Source organism: Bradyrhizobium sp. UFLA05-109 (assembly GCF_054185165.1).
Map to the genome: position 1 here is coordinate 52,014 of NZ_JBBIAR010000045.1, position 24,468 is coordinate 76,481.

Annotated in this window: 19 protein-coding genes; 7 read left to right on the forward strand and 12 right to left on the reverse strand. The window is 63.0% G+C overall.

Translation table 11 applies throughout. The features are described from left to right. From Q3C01_RS28890 to Q3C01_RS28935, 10 genes are all read right to left on the reverse strand, one after another. Complete coding sequence (locus Q3C01_RS28890) at positions 1-1,668, reverse strand: GMC family oxidoreductase (RefSeq protein WP_458148684.1); 1,668 nt, start codon at positions 1,666-1,668, stop codon at positions 1-3. Further along, positions 1,665-3,197, reverse strand: a complete 1,533-nt coding sequence (locus Q3C01_RS28895) for an FAD-dependent oxidoreductase (protein WP_458148685.1) — start codon at positions 3,195-3,197, stop codon at positions 1,665-1,667. The genes Q3C01_RS28890 and Q3C01_RS28895 overlap by 4 nt, the downstream gene beginning before the upstream one ends. Positions 3,198-3,217: 20 nt before the next feature. Beyond that, entirely contained in the window at positions 3,218-4,330 is a 1,113-nt protein-coding gene (locus Q3C01_RS28900) for an ABC transporter ATP-binding protein (protein ID WP_458148686.1), read from the reverse strand. Between the two features lie 4 nt (positions 4,331-4,334). Further along, the gene (locus Q3C01_RS28905; protein ID WP_458148687.1) at positions 4,335-5,282 is read right to left on the reverse strand and encodes a carbohydrate ABC transporter permease; all 948 of its coding nucleotides are present in this window, start codon (positions 5,280-5,282) and stop codon (positions 4,335-4,337) included. Continuing rightward, complete coding sequence (locus Q3C01_RS28910) at positions 5,279-6,226, reverse strand: carbohydrate ABC transporter permease (RefSeq protein WP_458148702.1); 948 nt, start codon at positions 6,224-6,226, stop codon at positions 5,279-5,281. The genes Q3C01_RS28905 and Q3C01_RS28910 overlap by 4 nt, the downstream gene beginning before the upstream one ends. A 142-nt stretch (positions 6,227-6,368) precedes the next feature. Further along, positions 6,369-7,634, reverse strand: coding sequence for an ABC transporter substrate-binding protein (locus Q3C01_RS28915; RefSeq protein WP_458148688.1), 1,266 nt, complete (start codon positions 7,632-7,634; stop codon positions 6,369-6,371). 151 nt (positions 7,635-7,785) lie between these two features. Continuing rightward, positions 7,786-8,559, reverse strand: a complete 774-nt coding sequence (locus Q3C01_RS28920; protein WP_458148689.1) for an enoyl-CoA hydratase/isomerase family protein — start codon at positions 8,557-8,559, stop codon at positions 7,786-7,788. After that, a complete protein-coding gene (locus Q3C01_RS28925) occupies positions 8,556-10,145 on the reverse strand; it encodes an acyl CoA:acetate/3-ketoacid CoA transferase (RefSeq protein ID WP_458148690.1) in 1,590 nt (529 codons plus the stop codon). Before Q3C01_RS28925 ends, Q3C01_RS28920 begins: the two co-directional genes overlap by 4 nt. 7 nt (positions 10,146-10,152) lie before the next feature. Further along, positions 10,153-11,148: a Gfo/Idh/MocA family protein gene (locus Q3C01_RS28930; protein WP_458148703.1), complete on the reverse strand. Its 996-nt coding sequence runs from the start codon at positions 11,146-11,148 to the stop codon at positions 10,153-10,155. A gap of 5 nt (positions 11,149-11,153) precedes the next feature. Next, a complete protein-coding gene (locus Q3C01_RS28935; RefSeq protein WP_458148691.1) occupies positions 11,154-12,200 on the reverse strand; it encodes a LacI family DNA-binding transcriptional regulator in 1,047 nt (348 codons plus the stop codon). Between the two features lie 184 nt (positions 12,201-12,384). Between Q3C01_RS28935 and Q3C01_RS28940 the strand changes: the two genes are divergently transcribed. Then, positions 12,385-13,158: a 3-ketoacyl-ACP reductase gene (locus tag Q3C01_RS28940; RefSeq protein WP_458148692.1), complete on the forward strand. Its 774-nt coding sequence runs from the start codon at positions 12,385-12,387 to the stop codon at positions 13,156-13,158. Positions 13,159-13,178: 20 nt separating this feature from the next. Here Q3C01_RS28940 and rhaI read toward each other — a convergent pair whose 3' ends face one another. Together rhaI and Q3C01_RS28950 are read right to left on the reverse strand one after the other, a co-directional pair. After that, positions 13,179-14,477, reverse strand: a complete 1,299-nt coding sequence (gene rhaI / locus Q3C01_RS28945) for an L-rhamnose catabolism isomerase (RefSeq protein ID WP_458148693.1) — start codon at positions 14,475-14,477, stop codon at positions 13,179-13,181. Further along, positions 14,474-16,570 (reverse strand): bifunctional rhamnulose-1-phosphate aldolase/short-chain dehydrogenase, encoded by a 2,097-nt coding sequence (locus Q3C01_RS28950; RefSeq protein WP_458148694.1) that lies wholly within the window; start codon positions 16,568-16,570, stop codon positions 14,474-14,476. The genes rhaI and Q3C01_RS28950 overlap by 4 nt, the downstream gene beginning before the upstream one ends. 184 nt (positions 16,571-16,754) lie before the next feature. Between Q3C01_RS28950 and Q3C01_RS28955 the strand changes: the two genes are divergently transcribed. The 6 genes from Q3C01_RS28955 (at position 16,755) to Q3C01_RS28980 (ending at position 23,735) form a co-directional block, all read left to right on the forward strand. Continuing rightward, a complete protein-coding gene (locus tag Q3C01_RS28955) occupies positions 16,755-17,567 on the forward strand; it encodes a DeoR/GlpR family DNA-binding transcription regulator (RefSeq protein ID WP_458148695.1) in 813 nt (270 codons plus the stop codon). A gap of 2 nt (positions 17,568-17,569) precedes the next feature. Next, positions 17,570-19,111, forward strand: coding sequence for a sugar ABC transporter ATP-binding protein (locus Q3C01_RS28960; RefSeq protein WP_458148696.1), 1,542 nt, complete (start codon positions 17,570-17,572; stop codon positions 19,109-19,111). After that, entirely contained in the window at positions 19,108-20,094 is a 987-nt protein-coding gene (locus Q3C01_RS28965) for an ABC transporter permease (RefSeq protein ID WP_458148697.1), read from the forward strand. The genes Q3C01_RS28960 and Q3C01_RS28965 overlap by 4 nt, the downstream gene beginning before the upstream one ends. Further along, positions 20,091-21,083 carry an ABC transporter permease gene (locus Q3C01_RS28970; protein WP_458148698.1) on the forward strand — a complete coding sequence of 331 codons (993 nt, stop codon included), beginning with the start codon at positions 20,091-20,093 and terminating at the stop codon, positions 21,081-21,083. The genes Q3C01_RS28965 and Q3C01_RS28970 overlap by 4 nt, the downstream gene beginning before the upstream one ends. A 50-nt stretch (positions 21,084-21,133) precedes the next feature. After that, positions 21,134-22,249: an autoinducer 2 ABC transporter substrate-binding protein gene (locus tag Q3C01_RS28975; protein ID WP_458148699.1), complete on the forward strand. Its 1,116-nt coding sequence runs from the start codon at positions 21,134-21,136 to the stop codon at positions 22,247-22,249. A gap of 121 nt (positions 22,250-22,370) precedes the next feature. Further along, entirely contained in the window at positions 22,371-23,735 is a 1,365-nt protein-coding gene (locus tag Q3C01_RS28980) for an FGGY-family carbohydrate kinase (RefSeq protein ID WP_458148700.1), read from the forward strand. Positions 23,736-24,468 lie beyond the last annotated feature (733 nt).

The window sequence follows — 24,468 nt, forward strand, 5'->3', positions numbered from 1 at the left end:
TCATTTTGCAGGGCAACTGAGCGAACCTTTCAGCACGTTGCGTTCCGTGTTCGCCAAGTGTGGTGCAGAGAGAGTCGTCTTTCCGAGAATCAGATCTGCCGCCTTCTCCGCTATCATGATGGTCGGGGCGTTCGTGTTGGATGAGGTGATGCGCGGCATCACCGAAGCATCGCAAATCCGCAAACCATCGATTCCACGAAGCCTCAGCAACGGATCGACCACCGCCAGCTCGTCAGTGCCCATTCGGCAGGTGCCGACGGGGTGATGATCGGTCTTGCAGGTCCGATACGCATAGTCGGCGAGAGCGGCTTCGCTGGTGGCCGCAACACCGGGCATCCGCTCGACCATGACGAACGGCTCGAGCGCGGGTTGCCGGAGAATCTCACGGGCCATCTTCAGCCCCTCGATCGCCGCAGAGCGATCACGCGCATCGGACCAGTAATTTGGATCAATCAAGGGCGACGCGGAAGGATCGCCGCTTGCAAGCCGCACGGTGCCACGCGAGCTCGGCCGCAGGAATGCCGAATTGAGCGTGACGCCTGCATGCTCAAGCTTCTCCACGCCCGCCTCGATTCCCGAACCGAGGCCAAGGTGGAATTGCACGTCCGGCCATTCCAGCGCTCTTGCCGCCGGGTCGGCGTACCAGAAGCCCCCGGTCTCAAACAGGGTGGACGCGACCGGTCCGCGCTTGAACAGCAGATACTCCAGCCCCGCCCAGATCGTGCGGTGCAGCTTCGCATAGCTGTCGTAGGTGAAGTCGCCCTTGCACTCCGCAATCGCATAGAGGTCGAGATGATCCTGAAGGTTCTCGCCCACACCGGGCAAATCGTGGATCGGCTTGACACCGATTGAATTCAGATGGTCGGCCGGACCGATCCCCGATAGCAGCAGAAGACGAGGCGATCCGATGGCGCCGGACGCAAGGATGACCTCCCGTTCGGCCCGAACGATCTCCCGCTCCCCTCCGCGCACCGACTCGATTCCCACAGCACGCCCATTCTCGACCACGATCCGGGTGCTGTAGGCGCCGGTCAGGACGGTGAGATTCGGTCGGCCACGGATCGGCTTCAGATAGGCGGTGGCGGTCGAGCATCGCCGCGCATCTCGCACCGTCACCTGATAGTGGCCGACGCCCTCCTGCCGCGCACCATTGAAATCGGCATTGTATTGAATTCCATATTCCTGCCCGGCTCGCAGAAAAGCCTCGCTGATCGGCAGCGGGTTGACCGGCACCGAAACGCCGAGCGGACCACCGCGCGCATGGTAGGCATCGACGAAGCGCTGGTTGTCTTCGGCGCGCTTGAAATACGGCAAGACATCCGCGTAGCTCCAGCCTGTCGCGCCATCCGCTGCCCAGCCATCATAGTCTCGGGCGTTACCACGGGTATAGACCTGCGCGTTGATGCTGGAGCCGCCGCCGAGCACCTTCGCCTGGGTATAGCGCAGCACCCGCCCGCCAAGGTGGCGCTGGGGTACCGTCGAGTATCCCCAGGATGCAATGCCCTTGGTCATCTTGGCAAAACCCGCCGGCATGCCGAACAGCGGGTTGTTGTCGCTGCCGCCTGCCTCGAGCAGGAGCACCTTCGTCGACGCATCGACGCTCAGACGGTTGGCAAGCACGCAGCCGGCGGACCCGGCGCCGACGATGATGTAATCGTAAACCGTCATCTCATGTCCCCAAGAGTTCGAAGATCATGAGTTCGAAGGTCGGTCCTCGCAACATGATCCGCGACGCGCAACGCCTGGGCGGCGATCGTCAGTGACGGGTTCACCGCCGCCGAGGTCGGCAGGAACGACGCATCGACGACGAAAAGATTGGGATGATCAAAGGCACGACAGAACGGATCGAGCGGTGATGTCGCGGGATCGCGGCCGATGCGCACCGTCCCGCACTGATGCGAGGGCGTGCGCCGGTCGAACGCCTTCGACAGTACGATCGGGTAACCCGCAGCACGCAGCCGTTCCTTCAACGCCGCCACCAGCGCCAGATGGGTCGTCCAGTTCGAACGCTGCCAGTCGAGCCGGATATTTCCACCATCGACCGTCACACGGCTCGCGGCGCTCGGCAGATCCTCGCTCATCGCGTACCAGTCGACCGCGTGCCGGCTCATCAGGCCCAGCGCCAATTCCGGCGCGAGCGGCATGTTGGCCTTCAGAATCGGCGCGGTGACACGTCCAAGCAGCTGAATGTTGCCGAGCGGCGGTCCGCCGCGTCCATCATCGAGATAGAAATCATTGACGCCGATCGTCTTCTGGTAGATCGAATCGTTGACGACTCGCGGGTCGATCGCCAGCACAGCCGAGGCATTGTGGTTCATGAAGTAGCGGCCGACTGCATCGGAACGGTTGGCGATGCCGGCCTGTGACGAACGCAGAAGCAGCGCGGCTGAATTGACGGCGCCTGCCGCGAGCACGACGATCTGGGCACAGATCATCCTCCGCTCACCGGCCTGAATGACCTCGACGCCGGCGATGCGTTTACCGTCCGGCTCGGCGACAAGCCGCTCGACCTGTGCACCTTCGCGCAGTTCGACATTGTCGTGGGCGAGAGCGCAGGCAAGCCCGCAGGACTCGGCATCCATCTTGCCGTGCCCGGCGTCCGGGAATGCATCCCAGGGTGTCTTGGCGCGTTTGAGCCATGTCTCGATGTCGATGCCAAGCGGCAGTGAGAACGGATTGAGCCCGATTTTCTTCAGCCGCTCTCGTACCGCGGCGATCGCCGGCTCATCCGGCACCGGACCGAACGGGTAAGGTGCGGAGTGAAAAGGCTCCGAGGAATCGTTCCCGAGCGCGCCGCGCACGTTATAGAGTTGCTCTGCACGGCTATACCATGGCTCCAGTTCGCCATAGCTGAACGGCCAGCCCGGCGTCGTTCCATCGCGATGCGCGATGGGAGCAAAGTCCTCGGCGCGGTAGCGGATCAGCACCGCCCCGTACAGCTTGGTATTGCCGCCCACATAGTAGTAATTGCCGGGATTGAAGGCCTTCCCTGCCCCATCGAGCCAGGACTCCTGCGGCCGGAAAACCCCACGCTGGAAGATCGCCCTCGCGTCCCGCGCGGCCTCGCAGTCGCGCAGACGCTGGCCGCGCTCGAGAATCACCATCTTTGCGCCGGTAGGCGCGAGACCGGCGGCAAAGGTCGCACCGCCCATTCCAGAACCGATGACGAGAACATCGGTTGTCTCCGTGATCTTCATGCGGCTCTCGCAGCGCTCGATCAGATGCGGTGCGTGGTCGCTGGGTCGAACAGCACCGCCTTGTCGAGATTGAACGCAAAAGTGTGCGGTTGCCCGAGCCGGATGTCGGCATCAGCACGCATGCGGGCGGTCACCTCCTTGCCCGCGACCCGGATGACGACATAGGTGTCCGATCCGGCAGGCTCGATGATCTCCACGTTGGCGTCGAACCGGACAACCGATCTGGCGTTGCGGTCCATGCTTTCGTCATCGTTCACGGCCTCGGGACGAATGCCGAAGATCACCTTGGCACCGTCCTTGAGCCCGGCAGCATCGGCACTCGCCGGCACGGGCAGCATGATCGATGACCCATCCTTGCGCGCGAGCGCGATCCGCTGCTGGCCATCCGCCTGCGTGACCGTGCCCTCCAGCAGGTTCATCGCCGGCGATCCCATGAAGTCCGCGACGAACATGTTGGCGGGACGATTATAGATTTCGCTCGGACTTCCCACCTGCTGCAGTTCGCCATTCTTCAGCACGGCAATCTTCGTCGCCAGCGTCATGGCCTCGATCTGATCGTGCGTGACATAAACGATCGTCGTGCCGGTCGTCTGATGCAGACGCTTGATCTCGACCCGCATGTCGACGCGCAGCTTGGCATCGAGGTTCGATAAGGGCTCGTCGAACAGAAAGACGCTCGGGCGCCTGACGAGCGCTCGTCCCATGGCGACACGCTGTCTCTGTCCGCCGGAGAGCTGGCTCGGCCGGCGCGACAGGAGATGTTCGATCTGCAAGGTCTTCGCGACCCCGGCCACCGCCTTGTCGCGCTCCGATTTCGGAACACCGCGCATCTCCATACCGAACCCCATGTTCTCGGCGACCGACATGTTCGGGTAGAGCGCATAGGATTGGAACACCATTGCGATGTCCCGCTTCGACGGGTGCAGGTCATTGACGACAGCGCCGCCGATGCGGATCTCGCCCGAGGAGATCCCCTCCAGGCCTGCAATGGTGTTGAGCAGGGTCGACTTGCCGCAGCCGGACGGGCCGACCAACACCAGAAAGCCGCCCTTCTCGAGCGTGATGTCGATCCCCTTCAGGACTTCGATCGTCCCGAAGCGTTTGCGAAGCGAGCTGATCTCGAGCGTGGCCATCTCTTCATCCCTTCACGGCGCCAGCCATCAGGCCGCGGACAAAATATCGACCGGCAATGACGTAGACGAGCAGCGTCGGCGCGGCGGCGATGATCGCGGCCGCCATGTTGACGTTGTATTCGACTACACCCGTCGATGTGTTGACGAGATTGTTCAGCGCAACCGTCATTGGCGCGGTATCGCCGGCAGCAAAGGTCGAGCCGAACAGGAAATCGTTCCAGATGTTGGTAAACTGATAGATCACGGTAACGATGATGATCGGCGTCGAGTTCGGCAGCAGGATCCGGCGGAATATCTGGAAGAAGCTCGCACCGTCGATCATCGCGGCCTTGACCAGTTCGGACGGAAACGCCGCGTAGTAGTTGCGGAAGAACAGGGTGGTGAATCCGAGGCCATAGATGACGTGCACGATCACCAGATTGACCGTCGCGTTGCCGAGACCAAACGACCAGCCCGTCAAGTCAGCAAGATCAACTCCGATGCGACCGAGCATGCCGAGGATCACGGCCATCGGGATGATGACCGATTGGAACGGGATGAAGCAGGCAAACAGCATCATCCCGAACACGAGCTTGTGGCCGGGAAAGCTCCACTTGGTCAGGACATAGCCGTTCAAGGCACCTAGCAGAGTCGAGATCAGGACTGCCGGAACGACCATCTTCACCGAATTGAAGAAATAACCGCTGATCCCGCGCGTCTCCGACACTCCGATGCGCGCCTCGCCCCACGCCATGGACCATGGCGCGAACGTCAGATGCCGCGGGAGTGCGAACATGTTGCCGCCGGTGACCTCATCCAGCGGCTTGAGCGACGTCATCACCATGACGACGAGCGGCACGAGATAGACGAGCGCGAACAGAAACAACAGGCCATAGATGACGATCCGTGTCGTCCGAGAATGACCCGGACCGCGTCGCGCCGGTGCTGACGTGATGAGATCCGCGGCGCTCATCGGTTCTGCTCCCTGGTTTCGGAGTAGATGTAGGGCACCATGATTGCCGCGATCGTCATCAGCATGATCACCGCGCTGGCCGATCCGACCGCCATCTGGTTGCGGGTGAACGTGTAGGAATACATGAAAGTTGACGGCAGCTCCGCCGCCCCGCCGGGATTCTTGCCGGTCACCGACAGCACGAGGTCATAGGATTTGATCGCCATGTGGGCCAGAACGATCAGGGCCGAGAAGAAGACCGGGCGGATGATCGGAATGACGATGCGGCGGTAGGTCTGGTAGGTCGAGGCGCCGTCGATCTGTGCCGCTTTGAGGATTTCGCCGTCGACACCGCGAAGCCCGGCGAGAAACATCGCCATGACGAAGCCCGAGCTCTGCCAGATGCCGGCGATCGCGACGCAATAGATCATCATCTGCGGATCGACCACCCAGTCGAAATGGAAGCTGGTCCATCCCCAATCGTGCAAGGCGTTTTCGAGCCCGATGCGCGGATCCAGGAACAGCTTCCAGGCCGTGCCGGTCACGATGAACGACAGTGCCAGCGGATAGAGATAGATCGGCCGCAAAATGCCTTCGCCGCGAATCTTCTGATCAAGCAGGATCGCCAGCAGCAGGCCGAGGAACAGGCAGAAAAAGATGTAAAGGCCGCCGAACAGCCCCATGTTGACGAGGGCGGTGTACCAGTTCGACGGCGGATCGGTCTCGAAGGTCCAGTTCCACAGCCTCATGTAGTTGGTAAAGCCGATGAGGTTTGTGGTCGGAAACGCCTTCGAACTCGTGAACGACAGAAACAGGGTCCAGAGATTGAAGCCGTAGACGAAGACCAGCACGAGCAGGAATGACGGCGCCAGCACAAGCCGTGGCAGCCAGTCCTGGAACCACCCGCGCAGAGACGGGCCTAGCTTCCGCCGGGCCATTGCGGTTGCCGCCTCGCGTTCGGTCATCGCGGTCATGATGATCCTCCGAAAGCCACGCCCCGTCGCCGCGACGAGCCCTGGACGGCGACGCAGGCGTAGCGATGACTTCGATTTCGATAACCTCTCCCGTTTACAGAGCAGCGCAAACGGGAGAGGAGCCGCCGAGCCTCTACTTGGCGGCGTTGATTGCCTTCACCAGCTCGGTCACGGCAATATCCGACGTCTTGATCCCGCCGTGCATGAACTTCGTCACGACATCGTAGTACGCCGTGGCGATGGCCGGCGGCTGGGCGTAGTTCTGGGCAAGCGAGCCGAAGAACGTTCCCTTTGCGTTGGCCGCCTTGACGTCCGCGATGCCCTTCTTGCCGCAGATGTCGAAGGCAGCGTCGGAAACGTCCGTTCTCGCCGGGACGGAGCCCTTGATGACGTTGAACGCCGACTGGACGTCGGGGCTCATCGTCACCTCCGCGAGTGCGAGCTGCGCCGCCTGGCGATCCGCCGGGACCTTGAAGAAGGCGAACATGTCGGAGTTATAGAACACCGACCCGTCCGTCCCCGGGAAGCGGTAGCAGAGGAAGTCCTTCCCGGCTTCCTTGTGGGCTGCTGCGAACTCGCCCTTGGCCCAGTCGCCCATCACCTGCACGAGCGCATCGCCCTTGATTACCATCGCAGTGGCAAGGTTCCAGTCGCGACCAGTGTAGTTCGGGTCGACATAGTCGCGCAGCTTGGCGAGGTTGTCGAACGCCTTCTTCATCGTGTCCGACTTGAGCGCGCTCTCGTCGAGATCCACGAACGCCTTCTTGTAGAACTCAGTGCCGCCGGTCGACGCGACGATCGAATCGAACATCGTCGCTTCCTGCCAGGGCTGGCCGCCAAGTGCGAGCGGAACAACGCCGGCCTTTTTCGCCTTGTCGAGCAGTGCCACGAATTCATCGAAGTTCTTCGGCTCCGTGCCGCCAATTTTCTCCATGACGGCCTTGTTGAGCCAGATCCAGTTGACGGAGTGGATGTTGACAGGAACGGCGCCCCATTTGCCGTTGGTCTTGGCGAACTTCTGCAGCGCCGCCGGAATGACCTTGTCCCAGCCTTCCTTGTCCGCAAGATTCGAGATATCGGCAAGCGAACCCTGCTCGGCGTATTCGAGCGCGTAGTAGCCGAGGATCTGCGATGCCGTCGGCGGATTACCCGCGGCGACATTGGCCTTCAGCGTGGTCATTGCCGCACCGCCGCCGCCGCCCGCCACCGGCACGTCCTTCCAGGCATATCCCTTCTTGGCGACTGCCTGCTTGATGACGTCGAGCGCAGCCGCTTCGCCACCTGACGTCCACCAATGCAGCATCTGCACTTCCTTGATGTCCGCCGCGTGCGCCAGCGTCCCATAGCTGATGGTGACGGCAGCCAAAGCCGTCGAGATCAGAAATGCGCGGAACTTCATACGCGTGTCCCTTCCCTTTTTTGGTCGTTTCCTGCCGGAAGCGGTCCGGCACCGTTTCGAGAAGCCTGTTCGGCTCTTGAATTTCATTATCGTTGTCGACCGCGGTTGCCGCCGAACCCATTAGAAGCGGCCCGCCTTCAAAGCTCCTTTCCTACTGTCCAACAAAACGGGGGGCGCGCTTGCCCCTGAAGGCGGCAACGCCCTCGGCGAGATCATCGGTCGTGGCGGTGAGCGCGCCGGCAAGCCCTTCGATGGGGGCGTCACTGTCCTCCCCTTCAGCCGCATTGATCATGGCCTTGACGATCTGCACGGCAAGTGGGCCACGCGCGGCAACGTCGGACGCGAGGCTTTCGGCGCGCATCAGTGCTTGGCCGCCGTCGGTCACCTCGTCGACCAGCCCGAGCTCGCAGCCCTCTTCGGCCGTGAACAGACGGCCCGTGAGCGCCATGCGGCGAACTACGGAGGCGCCGAAGCGGCGAACCAGGCGCTGCGTTCCCGACCAGCCCGGCGCCATGCCCAATCCCGTCTCCGGAAGTCCGAGCTTGATGCCGCGCTCGGCGATGCGGACGTCCGCTACCGCAGCGAGTTCCAGTCCGCCGCCGAAAGCGTGGCCGGTGAGCGCCGCAATGAGCGGCATACGCAGGCGTGCCAGCGCCTCGAACGCGCGATGGCCTGCGCGCGTCCAGTCGCGCCACATGTCGAGCGCCGGCAATCCGCCCCAGGCCGCAATATCGCCGCCGGCGCAAAATGCCTTGCCCTCGCCGAACAGGATCGCAACGCGGGTCTCGCGCGAGGCCTCGATGGCCCGCGCCGCCTCGCCGAGCGCCTCGATCATGTCGCGATCAAGCGCATTGAGCTTGTCGGGGCGCTTGAGGCCGAGCCGGGCGATCGATCCCTGAAAGGTCAATTCGACAAACGGGCTCAAGCTGCCCTCCGCAATTCGAGGCCAATCGGTTCGGGACGGAACAGCGTGGCCGGCATCAACTTCAAATTGCCAGCCACTCGCAGCGGGAACTCCGATTGTGCAAGCACGTCACGCTGCAAGTCAACACCGGGTGCGATTTCGACGACGGTGACGCCTTCCGGCTCGAGCCTCAGGACGCAGCGCTCGGTAACGTAAACGATCTCCTGCCCCTGCGCGACCGCCCGCCTGCCCGAAAAGGACACCTGCTCGACCTCGTTGACGAGCTTCCTGACCTTCCCTTCCCTGGCAATCCGCAAGGAGCCGTCGGCGATCTCGAGGCCTGCGCCGGCGGTAAAGTAACCGGAGAACACGATGCGCTTGGCCCGCGCCGTGATGTCGACGAAGCCGCCAGCCCCGGCCGTCACGTGGGGACGGAGACCAAGCTTCGAAACGTTGACCGAGCCCGAGCGGTCGATCTGCAGGAACGAGAGCAGCGACATGTCGAAGCCACCGCCCTGGAAATAGGTGAATTGATGTGGCGACTGGACGATGGCCTCGGCATTGGACGCGCAGCCGAACTGGAAGTCGAGCAGCGGAACGCCACCTATGGCGCCCTGCTCGATTACCCAGGTGACCGCACCGTGCCGGCCTTCCTCGATCAGAATACGAGGGACGTTGGCCGAAATGCCGAATCCGATGTTGACGGCGTCGCCGTCGCGAAGCTCCATCGCGACGCGACGCGCGATGGCTTTGCCGACGTCGAATTTCGGCGTCTCGAACGAGGCGATTGGCCGACAGATCTCGCCGGAAATCGCGGGTTCGTAGGGCGTGTTCGTGGTCTGGAGCTGGTCCGGGGCGACGACGATCACGTCGACGAGAACGCCGGGCACGACAACGTCATGGGGACGCAAGGTGCCGGCAGCCGCGAGGCGCTTGACCTGGGCGATAACAAGGCCGCCATTGTTGCGCACGCTCAGCGCCTGATCGAGCGGCCCGAGAATGCCCCCCTCGTGCTCATAGGAGAGGTTTCCGCGCTCGTCCGCGGTGGTGGCGCGAACGATCGCGACCTGCGGAACGATGCTCGGGAAGAACAACCAGTCGTCGCCGGCGAAATTCACCCGACTGACGATCGGCTCGGCGGCGGCCTTGGGGTTCATCGCACAGCCTTCGCGCGCCGGGTCGACGAAGGTGTCCATACCGACCTTGGTCAAAACGCCCGGGCGCTTTGCGGCGGCTTCGCGATGCATGTCGAACAGGATTCCCGACGGCACGTTGTAGGCGGGGATGGCGTTCCCCGAGATCATCTCCCAGATCTCGGGGGGAGCGGCGGAGGAAGGGCCGGACGGATAAGACCCGGCCAGGACCTTCTTGAGGCATCCAGGCTTTGCGATGTGATCGATGCCTTTGACGCCCCACATGTCGCCGGCGGCGATCGGATGCAGCGTCGTCAGGTTACGCGGGTGGCCTTCGGCTTCAAATCTTGCACCGATCGCGGCGAGCACCGCATCCGGGCAGCCGAGTCCGGACGACGAAGAGACCGTCACGACGGCACCGTCGGGGATCAGACGGGCCGCCTCGGAAGCACTCAAGATCTTCGTTCGTGCCATGTCCGCCTCAGGTCGTCAGATCGATGGGAGTCTCGCGCCCCGTTCGCGCAGCCTCACGCGTCGAGAGCGCAACGCTCAGGGACTTGATCCCGTCCTCGCCCGTTGCAGAGGGCGCCCCACGGCCCGCAACAGCATCGCCGAACAGGCGCACCGCCCGCAGATAGAGATTCTCGTGCGCGACCGAGAGCTGCCTCTCTCCATCCCGATTCCGCAGCACGACCTCGCCCTTGGACTGCTGGGTCATGCAGTCGGTCCCGATCAGCGATCCCTCCTCGCCATGGACCTCGAAGCCGGTCACCGCGTATCGGGTCGTGAAGGCGTCGTGGAACTGGGCAATCAGCCCGCTTTCGAAGCGGACCACGCCCATCACGCCGTCTTCGAGACCTGTCTGGCCCATACCACCCCGCGACGTCATCGCGGTCACGGCGACAGGCTCCTCGTCGAGCACGAAACGCATGGTGTCGGCGTCATGAACGGTGATGTCGAGCACGACGCCACCACCCGACTCCGGCCGCTCGATCCGCCAGCCCTGCAGGTGCGGCGGCAGGTAGACCGCATGAAACACGCGGGCAAACAGCGGCTTGCCGATGTGGCCCACCTTGATCGCGGCGTGAATTGCGCGATGGGTGGCCGCATTGCGCAAATGATGGTTCGTCCCCATCTGCACCCCTGCCGCCTTGCAGGCCGCGACCATTCGCCTTGCGTCCGCCAGGTTCAACGCAAGCGGCTTTTCGCACAGCACGTGCTTGCCGGCCGCGGCTGCGGCCAGAGTTTGCGAGCAATGATGCTCGTTCGTTGTCGAGATATAGACCGCATCGATACCGCTTCCGAGCAACGCCTCGAGGTCCGTCGTTGCTGTCGCGATCCCATTCTCGCCAGCAAAGCGCTTCGCGCGCTCCGGATCGCTGCTCATCACAGCCACCACCTCGCCGTTCGCCCCGCGGAAGGCCTCGATCATCCACTCGCGCGCGATCGTACTTGCACCGATCAATCCCCAACGCAGGCCACTCAAGATGCGATCCTCCGTTTGAATGTCGCTCCACAACTCTCCCGAACGACCAACCGCGCTTCGCCGACGTAGCTCTCGAGACGACGCTCGCCCTCGTTGATCTGCCTCAGCAGCATCTGCGCGGCGCGTTCTCCGAGACTGCCGGCATCGACCGACACGGTGGTCAGAGCGGGAGAGACATGACGGGCCTCGGCGGTGTCATCGAAACCGACGACGGCAACGTCGCGCCCGACCGTCAGCCCCTGTCGTGCGATCGCCAACATCGCACCGATGGCCACGACGTCGTTGAAGCAAACCACCGCCGTCGGCCGCCTCTCCGACGACAGCAAGCGCTTCATGGCGTCGAACCCGCCGTCCTTGGTCGGCATGCTCTCAATGATCCGCGCGGGCTCGACGGCAAGTCGCGCCTGCTCCATAGCGCGCGCAAACCCGGCGACACGGTCCTGGAAGACGACCATTCGGCCGACACCGCCGACGAAAGCGATATCGCAATGGCCGAGCTCGATCAGATGTTCGGTCGCCCGCGTTGCACCGGCCAGATTGTCGGAAACCACCAGCGAGGCCCTCGCCCCGATGATCCGCCGGATCGCGAGCACGATGGGCAGACGCGCCTCGAGCCGCGAGATCTCCGCCACATCAGTATCGAGCGCCGGACTGAGGATCAGGCCGGCAGCGCCATGCTCCCGCATCGAGCGGACGACCTCGGCCTGCCGGACGACGCTCTCGGCGGTATTGGCGATGAACGGAACGAAGCCGGAGTTTTGCAGGGCGCGCTCGATGCCAATGGCAAGCTCCGCAAAAAAAGGGTTCGACAGATCATTGATGACCATTCCGACGATGTCGGCCCTCGCACGGCGCAAGCTCGCAGCCCCGCGGTTGTAGACATAGCCGAGAGCGTCCATCGCCCCCGCCACGCGCTGGCGCGTCTCCTCTCTGACGAGAGGACTTCTCTTGAGCACGAGCGATACCGTCGACTTCGACACGCCCGCCGACTTGGCAATGTCGAGAATCGTCACCGCACGAGATTTGCGCCCCGCACGCGCCATGCCCTTCGCGAGCCTCCCGAAATTTGGAACGTTCCAAATACTCCCATTCTCCTCGATGCGCAAGGCTAGAAAACACGGCCAATGCGGAATTTTGGTCTCGAACGCTAAATCCTTTCTATTATAGAACGTTCCAAATCAGGCGGCGCCCATTCGCTTGGGCTCAAGCGCATGAAAGGAAACCGATATGATCGATCAGCGACGACCTTGCGCTTTGGTGACGGGAGCGGGGCGCGGCATCGGCCGCGCCATCGCGCTCGCGCTATCGAGAGCCGGCTTCTCGATCATCGTGAATGATCTGCCGGGCTCGGAAGCTTCTGACGAGACGGTGGCAGCCATCCGCGAAACAGGCGGGGATGCAAAGGCCATCGCGCTGGATATTTCGCAGGTCGAGCAGCATCATCAATTCGTGGACGACGCCTGGGATGCCTTTGGCGGCATCGACTGTCTCGTCAATAATGCCGGCGTATCCGTCAGCGTCCGCGACGATCTCCTGAAGATGACGCCGGAAAGCTATGACCGCGTCATGGGGATCAATCTGCGCGGCCCGTTCTTCCTGACTCAGGAGGTCGCGCGGCGGATGATCTGCACGCAATCGCACCACTTTCGCAGCATCATCACGATCTCGTCGATCAATGCCGAATTCGCCTCGACTGACCGCGGCGAGTACTGCGTCTCCAAAACGGGCTTGTCCATGATGACCCGGCTTTTCGCGATCCGGCTCGCCGATCACGGCATCGGATCCTACGAGCTTCGGCCTGGGATCATCCGAACGCAAATGACTGCCATCGCCAAGGACAAGTACGACCGGCTCATTGGCGAGGGTCTCACGCCTATCAAGCGCTGGGGCGAGCCCGAGGATATCGGAAAGGCCGTCGCCACCTTGGCAACAGGCCAACTCGGCTATTCGACGGGAGATGTCATCCACGTCGATGGCGGTCTGGCGTTGCGGAAGCTCTGACGCGGAAGCCAGCCCCTCGCCTACACAATTCCCGCCGACGTCCCGGCGATGGCGGGACGCTCCTTCGCCTTTTGCGCCCGATAGCCGGATGCGCGATAGGCCGCGATCGGCGCGATCGCACCGCCGGCGCGCAGGCGGGCAATGGCGAGCAGCGGCGAGACGTCGGTCGTGAAGGCGCGTTTCAATTCGAGATGCGCACCGAGCGCGTCATTGGCCCCTTGCGCCGCCTCGAGCGCCGCGCGATCGACGATGAGGGCCTGCGCATAGGCGCGCTGCAACTCGATCGCCGATTGCATCAGGCTCTCGATCGGATCGGTGACGTTGTGCGACTGGTCGATCATGTAGGCGGGCGCGAACCCTTTCGCCTTGCGCCACTCGGCGTCGATCAGCTCGTTGAAAACGAGAAACAGCCGGAACGGCTCGACCGAGCCGCTGTCGAGATCATCGTCGCCATATTTTGAATCGTTGAAATGGAAGCCTGCGAGCTTGCCGAAGCGAACGAGCCGGGCGACGATCTGCTCGATATTCACGTTCGGCGCATGATGGCCGAGATCGACGAGGCAATTCGCCTTGGGGCCGAGCTCCTGCGCCGCGGCGAAACTCGTGCCCCAATCCGAGATCACGGTCGAGTAGAACGCCGGCTCGTAGAGCTTGTGCTCGAGGAACACGCGCCAATCAGTAGGGAGCGCGGCGACGATCTCGCGCATCGCGTCGATATAGCGATCGAGCGCCTTGGTCAGATTCGATTGTCCGGCAAAGTTCGAGCCGTCGGCGATCCAGACGGTCAGCGCATTCGAGCCGAGCTTGCGGCCGATCTCGATGCATTCGATATTGTGCGCGACCGCCTGAGCGCGTACGCGCGCATCGGTATGCGACAGCGAACCGAACTTGTATGAAAGCTCCTGCCCCGGCTGATCCTGGAACGTGTTGGAATTGACTGCGTCGAAGGCAAGGCCGTGCGTCGCGGCTATTTCGCGCAAGGCTGCATAGTCGTCGACCTTGTCCCACGGAATGTGCGGCGAGATTGTAGGAGTTGCCCGCGCCAGTTGCTGGATCACGGCGCAATCGTCGATCTTCTCGAAGAGATTGCTCGGCTCACCTGCCCCCGGAAAGCGGGCGAACCGCGTCCCCCCTGTGCCGACACCCCAGGTCGGAATGGCGACCCCGAAGGCCATGACCGTCTGAACCAGGGCTTCGGCGTCGATCCCGTGCCGCGCCAGCGCGCGCTTCAGGGCGTCATAGTCTTCGGTGGCCGCGTCTTCGAGCCGCGCGTTGTGGTCGGCGATGAAATCGGCACTGATCGAGAACGGCGCGCTCATCGCGTGAATGCCTGGGCGTTGCCGGCGTCGACATTGAGGATGTTGCCGGTCGATTTGGCCGAAAGGTCGGACGCGAAGAAGTAGACGCCTTCGGCAATATCCTCCGGAAAAACCGACAGTTTGAGCATCGAACGCTGGCGATAAACTTCCTCGAGCTGGTCTTCGGTGACCTTGTTGGACGCCGCGCGCTGCTGACGCCACTCGCCTTCCCAGATCTTCGAGCCGCGCAGCACCGCATCCGGATTGACTGTGTTGACGCGGATGCCATGCGCCGCGCCTTCCAGCGCCAGGCAGCGGGCGAGATGGATCTCCGACGCCTTGGCGGCGCAATAGGCCGAAGCGCCGGCCGAAGCCGCGAGACCGTTCTTCGAGGCAATGAAGATGATGGCGCCGCCGATGTTCTGACGCTGCATCAGCCGGAACGCCTCGCGCGAGACGAGGAAATAGCCGGTGGCGAGAATGTCCATGTTCTTCTGCCACAGTCCAAGACTGGTGTCCTCGACCGGCGAAGCCGAGGCGATCCCGGCATTCGATACGACGATGTCGACGCCGCCAAAGGCACGCGCGGCCTCTTCGAACGAAGCAACCACTGCTGCTTCGTCGGTCACATCGAGCTTCACGCCGATCGCGGCGTCGCGGCCATGGCGTTTCGTGATCGCCGCAACACGCTCGTCTAGCGCCTTCTCGTCGATATCGGCAATGACGAGGCACGCGCCTTCACCGAGCAGCCGCTGCGCGGTCGCCCCGCCAATGCCGCCGGCGCCACCGGTCACATAGGCGATCCGCCCGGCGAGCGATTTCGGCTTGGGCATGCGCTGGAGCTTGGCCTCTTCCAGCAGCCAGTATTCGATATTGAAGGCCTCCTGCTCGGCGAGGCCGACATAGGCGCTGACACCAGAGGCGCCGCGCATGACGTTGATGGCGTTGACGTAGAACTCGGCCGCAACGCGCGCCGTCGCCTTGTCCTTGGCAAAGGTGAACATGCCGATTCCCGGCACGAGATACACGATCGCGTTGGGATCTCGCATGGCCGGCGAGTCCGGATGCTTGCAGCGCTCGTAATAGGCGGCGTAGTCGCGCCGGTAAGCGGCGAGAACGTCGTCGAGGCCGGCGATCACCTCGTCGAGATTGTCGCGCACGGGATCGTAGGGCAGCAACAGCGGTCGGATCTTGGTGCGAAGAAAGTGATCCGGACAGGAGGTGCCGAGCGGCGCCAGCGTCGTCAGCGCGCTGGAGTTGACGAACTCCAGCACCTCCGGGGCATCGGTGAAATGGCCAATCTTGCGCTCGTCGGCGGAGATCCTGCCGCGGATCAGCGGCATCAGCCCGGCCGCGATCGCGCGGCGCTTTTCCGGCGAGGCCGATTGGACCTTGGCGCCGCCGAAAGCCGGCTTCTGCTCATGGGCAGCAAGCCAATCGGCAGCCTGCTGAATCACCCGCAAAGTCATCTCGTAACAGGCTTTCGACGTCTCGGCCCAGGTGAAGAGCCCGTGGCCGCCGAGAACCACGCCGACATAGTCGGGGTGGCGCGCGGCCATCTCGCCGAGTTTCAGGCCGAGGTCGAAGCCGGGCCGCTGCCACGGCAGAAATCCGAGCTTGCCGCCGAATATTTCGCGGGTCAAACGCTCAGCGTCGACTGAGGCGGCAATGGCGATGACCGCGTCGGCATGGACGTGGTCGACATGCCGGTGCGGCACGAAGGCGTGCAAGGGCGTATCGATCGAAGTCGCGCGCGGATTTAGATCGAAGGTGCAGTGATTGAACAAGGCGACCATCTCGTCCTCATTGGCGAGACCGCGATAGAGGCCTTTCAGGCTCTCGAGCTTGTCGAGGTACAGCGTCGAAAAGCCGTCGCGCTTCATCGAACCGAGGTCGCCGCCCGAACCTTTGACCCAGAGCACGCGTGCGTTCGCGCGCGTCAGCGGATCCTTCATCTCGATCTTGGCCGAGGTGTTGCCGCCGCCGAAATTGGTGATGCGCAGATCGGCCCCGAGCAGGTTCGAGCGGTACAGAAGTTGACCTGCTTCATCGAGCCCGGCGGCGAGCGCGTCGTCCCAGAGATTTGGCAGGGGCGTGGCCGCGAGCTCGCTCATTAGGCATTCTCCCTGTGCTTGATCTCTGGGCAGCTTAGGCCACGGATTCAATCAAGGTCAATCACCGACACTCAACACTGCGACGCAATATGATTGATGCAGCGCGATATTGAGCGAATTTGACGGTTTGCAGTTGACCCCTGGTCGAGAGCGTGACCTATTTACGGGCAAAAGGGAGGGCGACGTGCACGAGCGGGAACGCTGGCAGGTCATCAAGGCACTCTTGCGTGAGCGGTCGCTGGTGCGCATCGCCGACGCCTGTCGCGCGACTGGCGTCTCCGAAGCCTCGATACGGCGCGATTTCGCCAGGCTCGCCGAGCAAGGTGTCGCGATCAGGGTGCATGGCGGGCTCGAAGCTTTGCCGGAGACCGCCAACGCACCGAGCGACGTCCTCTCCCTTGCCACCCGCTCCTTCGACGTCAGCCAGACGCTCAACATCGACGCCAAGCGTGCCATTGCGAAAGCGGCGGTCGCCCTCTGCGCCGATGGCGAGACGATCATCATCAATGGCGGCACGACGACGTACCAGATGGGCGAATATCTGCGCGAGCGCCGCCTGAAGGTGTTGACCAATTCCTATCTGCTCGCCGACGCATTGATCCACACGTCGAAATGCCGCGTCGCCTTGCCGGGTGGCGAGGTCTATCGTGAGCAGGGCATGATCGTCTCGCCCTTTGAAGAGGATGCGATCCAACACTATTCGGCGACGCGGATGTTCATGAGTGCGATCTCGATCGGACCGCTCGGCGTGATCGAGGGCGACCCCCTGCTCGCCCGCGCCGAATCGAAGCTGCTGAAGCGTGCCGACAAGCTGATCGTGCTCGCCGATTCCTCGAAATTCGTCTCACGCGGCAGCCTTGTCGTCTGCCCGCTCTCGCGCATCGATACGCTGATCACCGCTTCCGATGCGCCAAGCGACGCACTCGACATGCTACGCGCACACGGTGTCCGCGTCGTTATCGTCGATGCAGACGCTCAAACCGATGCGGCGGCGTGACCATGGCAACGGACACGCTCAATCAAACTCCTGCGGCGCCACTTCTGTCGGTGCGCGCTGTCGAGAAGTCCTTTCCAGGCGTTCGGGCGCTGTCCGGCGTCTCGTTCGACGCTGCCAAAGGCGAAGTCCACGCCTTGCTTGGCGAGAACGGCGCCGGCAAGTCGACGCTGATCAAGATCGTTTCCGGCGTGTTCCCGCCCGATCGGGGCGAGGTCCTCGTGGACGGCAAGCCGGTCGACCTCGCGCGGCCGGACGATGCCCGGCGCGCCGGCATCGCCACGATCTATCAGGAGCTGCTGCTGTTTCCGGAGCTCACCGTTGCCGAGAACATCTTCATGGGGCATGCGCCGCGCGCAGGCCTCCGCCGGATCGACTGGCGGGCGATGCGGGAGAAGACGAATACGCTGCTTGCCTCGCTCGAGATTCATGACCTGCAAGCCGACCGCATTGTCGGCTCGCTCAGCGTCGGCAATCGCCAGCGCGTCGAAATCCTGCGCGCGCTGTCGCAGGACGCGCGCATCCTGATCATGGACGAGCCGACCGCGGCTCTGACCGAGTACGACGTGACGCGGCTCTTCGATATCGTGCGCAAGCTGAAAGCCCGCGGTGTCGCCGTGATCTATATCAGCCATCGGCTCGACGAGATTTTCGCGATCGCCGACCGTGTCACCGTGCTGCGCGATGGCGCGCATGTCGCGACCAAGCGCGTCACTGAGACGGACGCGGCCGAGCTCGTGCAATTGATGGTCGGCCGCAGGATCGAAAGCCTGTTCCCGAAGATCGCAGTTCCGATCGGCAAGCCGGTGCTGGAGGTGAAAGACCTCGAACGACGGCCGCTGACGAGGAACGTCTCGCTCACGGTGTGCGCCGGCGAGATTGTCGGCCTTGCCGGCCTCGTTGGCTCGGGTCGCAGCGAGCTGGCGCAAACGATTTTCGGCGTCACGCCGGCCGACAACGGCGAAATCCGGATCGCCGGACACAAGGTCGACATCCGCTCGCCGGCACAGGCACGATCGTTGGGCGTCGCCTATGTTCCCGAGGATCGCGGCACGCAGGGCCTGGTGCGGCCGATGACGGTGCGCGAGAACTTCAGCCTCGCCGCGCTTGGCAAGGTCGCATTCGGCGGCTTCATCGATCGCGGCGCAGAACGCAAGCTTGCCCGCGACGGTGTCAAGCGTTTTGCGGTCAAGACGAGTTCGCTCGAGCAGACCGCGGGCAAGCTGTCCGGCGGCAATCAGCAGAAGATCGTGCTCGGCAAATGGCTCGCCAACGAGCCGAAGCTATTGATCCTCGACGAGCCGACGCGCGGCATCGATGTGGGCGCCAAGGCGGAGATCCATCGGCTGATGGGCGAGCTTGCGGCCCAGGGACTCGCCATCCTGATGATCTCGAGCGAGCTGCCAGAGGTGCTCGGCATGAGCGACCGCATTCTCGTGATGCGCGAAGGCCGCATCGTTGCCGAATTCTCGCGCGAAGAAGCAACCCAGGAGTCGATCGGCGCAGCGATGATGGGCAGTCATGACAACGCGGAGAAAGCGGCATGACCGCGGTGACCTTAGCCAGTGCCGAGGCTGATCCGCGGCGGCGGCTGAAGGTGATTGCCTCGCAGGAGGCTTTGCTTGCGATCGCGGTGATCGGCCTCGCCATCGTCGTCGGCCTTTACAATCCGCGCTTTCTGGCGGCGCGCAATCTTTCCGACGTGCTGCTCGGCAACGCCTATATCGCAGTCGCGGCAGTCGGCATGTCGATGGTGATCGTTTCCGGCAACATCGATATTTCCGTTGGCGCGCTGATCGGCGTCCTGGCGACGATCAGCGGCACTCTGGCCGTGAACGGCGCGCCGATCGTGGTCGCCTGGCTGGCAGCGCTCGTTGCCGGCGTCCTGGTGATGGCCTTGCAGGGCGCCATCATCGCCTATCTGCGCATTCCGGCAATCGTGGTTACGCTCGGCATGCTGTCGATCCTCAAAGGTGGACTGATCAGCGTCACCGGGGGCAAATGGATCACCGACCTGCCCGACAGCTTCCATCTCGCCGATATCGAACTCTTCGGTGTACTGCCGTTTCCGGTTTTCCTCATGATCCTGGCAACGATCCTGGCCGCCTTGTGGATGCGCTATTCGGCCTCGGGCCGCGCCATCTACGCGGTCGGCGGCAACGCCGAAGCGGCGCGGCTCTGCGGCATTTCGCAGCCGCGCACGATCGTGATGGTCTTCGCGCTGCACGGCTTCTTCGCCGGAGCGGCCGCCCTGCTCTATGCGACGCAATTGCGCGTCATCCAGTCGACCGTGCCGCCCAATCTCGAGCTGACGATCATCACCGCGTCGGTCGTCGGAGGCGTCAGCATTCTCGGCGGCGTCGGCACGGTGATCGGCTCGACGCTTGCCGCCGTACTGATCGCCGAGATCGCCAGCGCGCTGGTCTTCATCGACGTCTCGCCCTACTGGATCCGCGCGGTCCAGGGCGTGCTCATCCTCGTGACCGTGATCGCCGACATTCTGCGGCGCCGGCGCATGGCCGGAGCATGAGCGCCATGAGCGAAATCCCGCTTCCTCACACCGCCAAGCGCGTCGTGCCCTGGTGGCTGCTGCGGCACGAGACCATGCTCGCGGTGATCCTGCTCATTGCGTTGATCGTGCTCGGCGGCTTGAACGGCCGTTTCCTCACGCTCGACAATCTGCTCAATCAAGGCAGGTTGACGACCGAGGTCGGACTGATCGCGCTGCCGATGACCTTCATCATCATCACCGGTGGCATCGACCTCTCGGTTGGCTCGATCGTCGGGCTGTGCGCGATCCTGCTCGGCTATTCCTGGAAGACTTTCGGCTTTCCCTTGCCGCTGGCGATTTGCTTCTCGTTGCTCGTCGGTGCCGCAGCGGGCTTTCTCAACGGGATCGTCATCACCAAAGTGAAAGTGCCGCCGCTGATCATGACGATCGCGACGCTCGCCCTCTATCGCGGGCTCGCCGAGGGGATCAGCCAAGCGCGCTCGGTGCGCGGCTATCCAGAATGGTTCTACTTCATCGGACAGGAAAACCTCTTCGGCGTGCCGGCGCAGCTCTGGCTCTTGCTGATCGCGATCGTAGTCTCGGCAGTCGTTCTTGACCGCACCACCTTCGGCCGGACGCTCTATGCGATCGGCAACAACGAGACCGCCGCGCGCTTTTCCGGTTTGCCGGTCGATCGCGTCAAACTGATCATCTACACGCTATCGGGCTTCATGGCCGGCCTTTCCGCTTTTGTCCTCGTCTCGCGCGTGACTACGACCCGCTCGGACATGGGGATCGGCTACGAGCTCGACGTGATCGCTGCGGTGGTGCTCGGCGGCACCAGCATATTCGGAGGCGTCGGCACGATCTGGGGCACGGTGGTCGGCCTGGCGATGATCCAGCTCTTGAAGAATGGACTGGCCCTGACCGGCGTCAAGGGCGATGCGACGATCGTGGTCATCGGCGCGGTTCTCATCCTATCCACTCTTGTGGCGAGTTCGCTCCAGCGGCGCCGCGACGGCGTTTGATGGAGTGTCTGACCGCGAAAAAAGCGGCTTAAACATGGGAGGACAACAAGATGAAGCTCGGATTAGCCTTTGCGTTTCTCAGCGCGACGCTACTGGCCGGAACGGCCTCGGCGGCGGACAAGAGATGGGACGGCGCGGACGACCTACCAGTCAATCCGCTTGCCTGCTCGGCTGGCGAAGCCAACGCCGCGCCCGCGGCCAAGCCTTATGACGGCGGCCGGCCAACCAACGCGCCCGACAAGGCCGGCAAGCCGATCACGCTGGTCGACGTGCCGAAGTTGATCGGCATCGGTTATTTCAACGCGACTTCGAAAGGCATGCAGGACGCCGCCAAGGCGCTCGGCAATGTCACGGTGAAGACCGACGGCCCGACCGAAGCCAAGATCGACGAGCAGATCAAGTTCATCGACAACTACATCACCAGCGGCGTCGACGGCATTCTCTTCGCCGCCAACGATCCGGTCGCGATCGCGCCGGTCCTGAAGAAGGCACTGTCGAAGGGCATCCATGTCGTCGGCTATGACGCCAACTCGACGCCGGATGCGCGCGAATGGTTCGTCAACCAGGCCGAGTTCAACGGCATCGCCAAGGCGATGATGGACTCGATGGCCAAGGAGGCCGGCGAGGACAAGAGCTTTGCGATCGTCACATCGACCTTCACGACGCCGAACCAGGCACGCTGGATCGCCGAGATGTGGGCCTATGCACAGAAGTGTCATCCCAAGCTGACATGGCTGGAAACGGTTGAGGCGCAGGAGGACAACAACCTGTCCTTCAACCAGGCGACGACGCTGATCAACAAGCACGGCGACAAGCTCGCTGGCCTGTTCGGCATGACCTCGGTCGCGACGCCCGCTTCGGCGGAAGCCGTTACCAAGGCCAAGCTCTGCGGCAAGGTTGCGGTGGTCGGCCTTGCCACGCCCAATGCGATGAAGCCGTATGTCAACGCGGACTGCGTCAAGTCGGTCGTGCTGTGGAATCCGGTCGATCTCGGCTATGCCGCGACCTACGTGATGCGCGCCGTCGTCGATGGCACCCTGAAGCCCGGCGCGACCTCGGTGGACGCGGGTAAGCTCGGCAAACTGAACGTGGTCAATGGCAGCGAGATCCTGCTTGGCTCGCCCTTTATCTTCACGAAGCAGAACGTCAAGGACTTCGATTTCTGATCTGGACTCGTCGCCCGGCCGCAGGATGCGGTCGGGCGGCGCACTTTTGGCCTTCGTTGTCGTGGCCATGACAAGTCGGCCATGACACTCCTGACGTTGCTTGCCGAGATGTAGCTTAACGATGAGCCAGACCGTCGCAGTCCTCGACATCGGCAAGACCAACGTAAAGCTTGCCTTGTTCGACGACGGCCGACTTCTCTGGGAAAAGTCGGCGCCCAACCGCACTCGATCGGGTCCGCCCTATCCGCACGAAGAGGTTGAGAGCGCGTGGAACTTCTTCCTCGATGCGCTTCGAGAGGCCGCACGCGCGCATCAGATCAGCGCGATCGTTCCGACGGCGCATGGCGCAGCCGGCGCTTTGATCGGCGAGAGCGAGCTCGCCGCTCCGGTCATGGACTACGAATTCACGGGCGTAGAGGTGATCGAGCCCGACTACGCCGAGCTGCGGCCGCCGTTTTCGGAGACCCTGTCGCCGAAATTGCCAGCCGGCCTCAATCTCGGCCGGCAGCTCGCCTATCAGAAGTGGCGCTGTCCGGACCTCTTCGCCAAAGCGAGGTATTTCGTTGGCTATCCACAATATTGGACCTGGCGCCTGACCGGCGTCGCTGTCTCTGAAGTCACGACCCTCGGCGCCCATACGGATCTCTGGGCGCCGCAGCAGGGACAAATCTCGAGCCTCGTCAAGGCTCTCGGCGTGGAGTCGCTGCTGCCACCGCTGCGCCGCGCCTTCGATCCACTCGGCCCGATCAAACCCGAAATCGCAGCCGCATGCGGGCTCGCGCCCGAAACGCAAGTCTTTTGCGGTATCCACGATTCAAACGCTTCGCTTCTGCCCTACCTCGTCTCGCGCCAGGCGCCGTTCACGGTGTTGTCGACCGGCACCTGGGTGATCCTGATGAGCGTGGGCCTTTCGCTCGATCAGCTCGATCCTCGCGACGACACGCTCGCCAACGTCGACGCACTGGGCCGACCCATCGCCTGCGGGCGCTTCATGGGCGGACGCGAATACGCCGCCATCGCAGGCGGCGGCGGCAATCCTGATCTTGACACGATCGAGCGCGTCATCGCCTCGGGCGCGATTGCCCTACCCTGCTTCTCCGGCCATGGCGGACCTTATGCGACGACCAAAGGCGTAATCCGCGGCGAAGTCGCAGCGCGCGATCGACCCGCACTTGCGACGCTCTACTGCGCTCTGCTCAGCGATCTGATGCTGACGCGCATGGGAGCGACCAGCGGCGATCTCGTCGTCGAAGGGAGCTTCGCCGGCAATCTTCGTTTCTGCCAGACCCTCGCCGCGTTACGACCGACCCAGCGCGTCTTTGCGGCGGAAGACGCCGCGGGCACGGCGCGCGGTGCCGCAATGCTTGCGCAATGGCCGCCTTCCTATCCTATCGCGGCGCCGATGCCCGTCCCCGCAGCCCCGATCGCCGGCCTCAACGCCTATCGTGACGTTTGGACGGCGCAGATCGACCTGATCGGTCGCTAACCCGATCGCTGCATTCTGGCCCCTCATGCCTTTGATCTTCGCCTGGCGTAGCAGGTAAAATGAGAGGCCTAAGTTATTGATTTTACTGGCGCGCTCGGAGAGATCATAACTGCGCGACTAGGCAATTGATTTTGTTGCTACATTTCAAGTTTAGGGATGTTGAGTGTGAATTCGAGTGAGCAGCCTCTCGCCTGACGACCCGATAACGGCTTTCCTCTCGACCGCCGCAGATGCCGATCCGCGCGAATATGATTGGACCGCTCGGCGACCGTCAGCCCACCAACGCGGCCCGCCATTCCGGCTGATCATGAGTCACGGCCGGCTAACCCCGCGCTGGGGCCACCTTCTCCCCTTGCGGGAACTGGTGAGTCTGAAAATATATCACAAAAATAAGGGTTTACCTGTGATGTGTCCTCCGTTGTGTCCCGATCCACCGAAGCCGCTGGGCGTTCGGCGCGGTCCACTTTTTAAACAGAGCGAACGGCCGGAGGCTCGTGATCTGGACGGCGGCGCTATTGTGCCGCCGACCAATCCTCTTGACCAAATCCTTGTTTTCAAGCCGACGACACGCCCAGATGAAGTTCGCCGTCGGCATCGAAGCTGTCCAGGACGGCAGTTCCAACGAGAGCGGGACCTATGTCAGGCTCCTGAAGGACGGCGCGTCTTAATTTTCATCAGTTACGTAAATATTGGAAAGTTGTTGTCGCGCAACGGCAATTTCAAAAACGTCGGG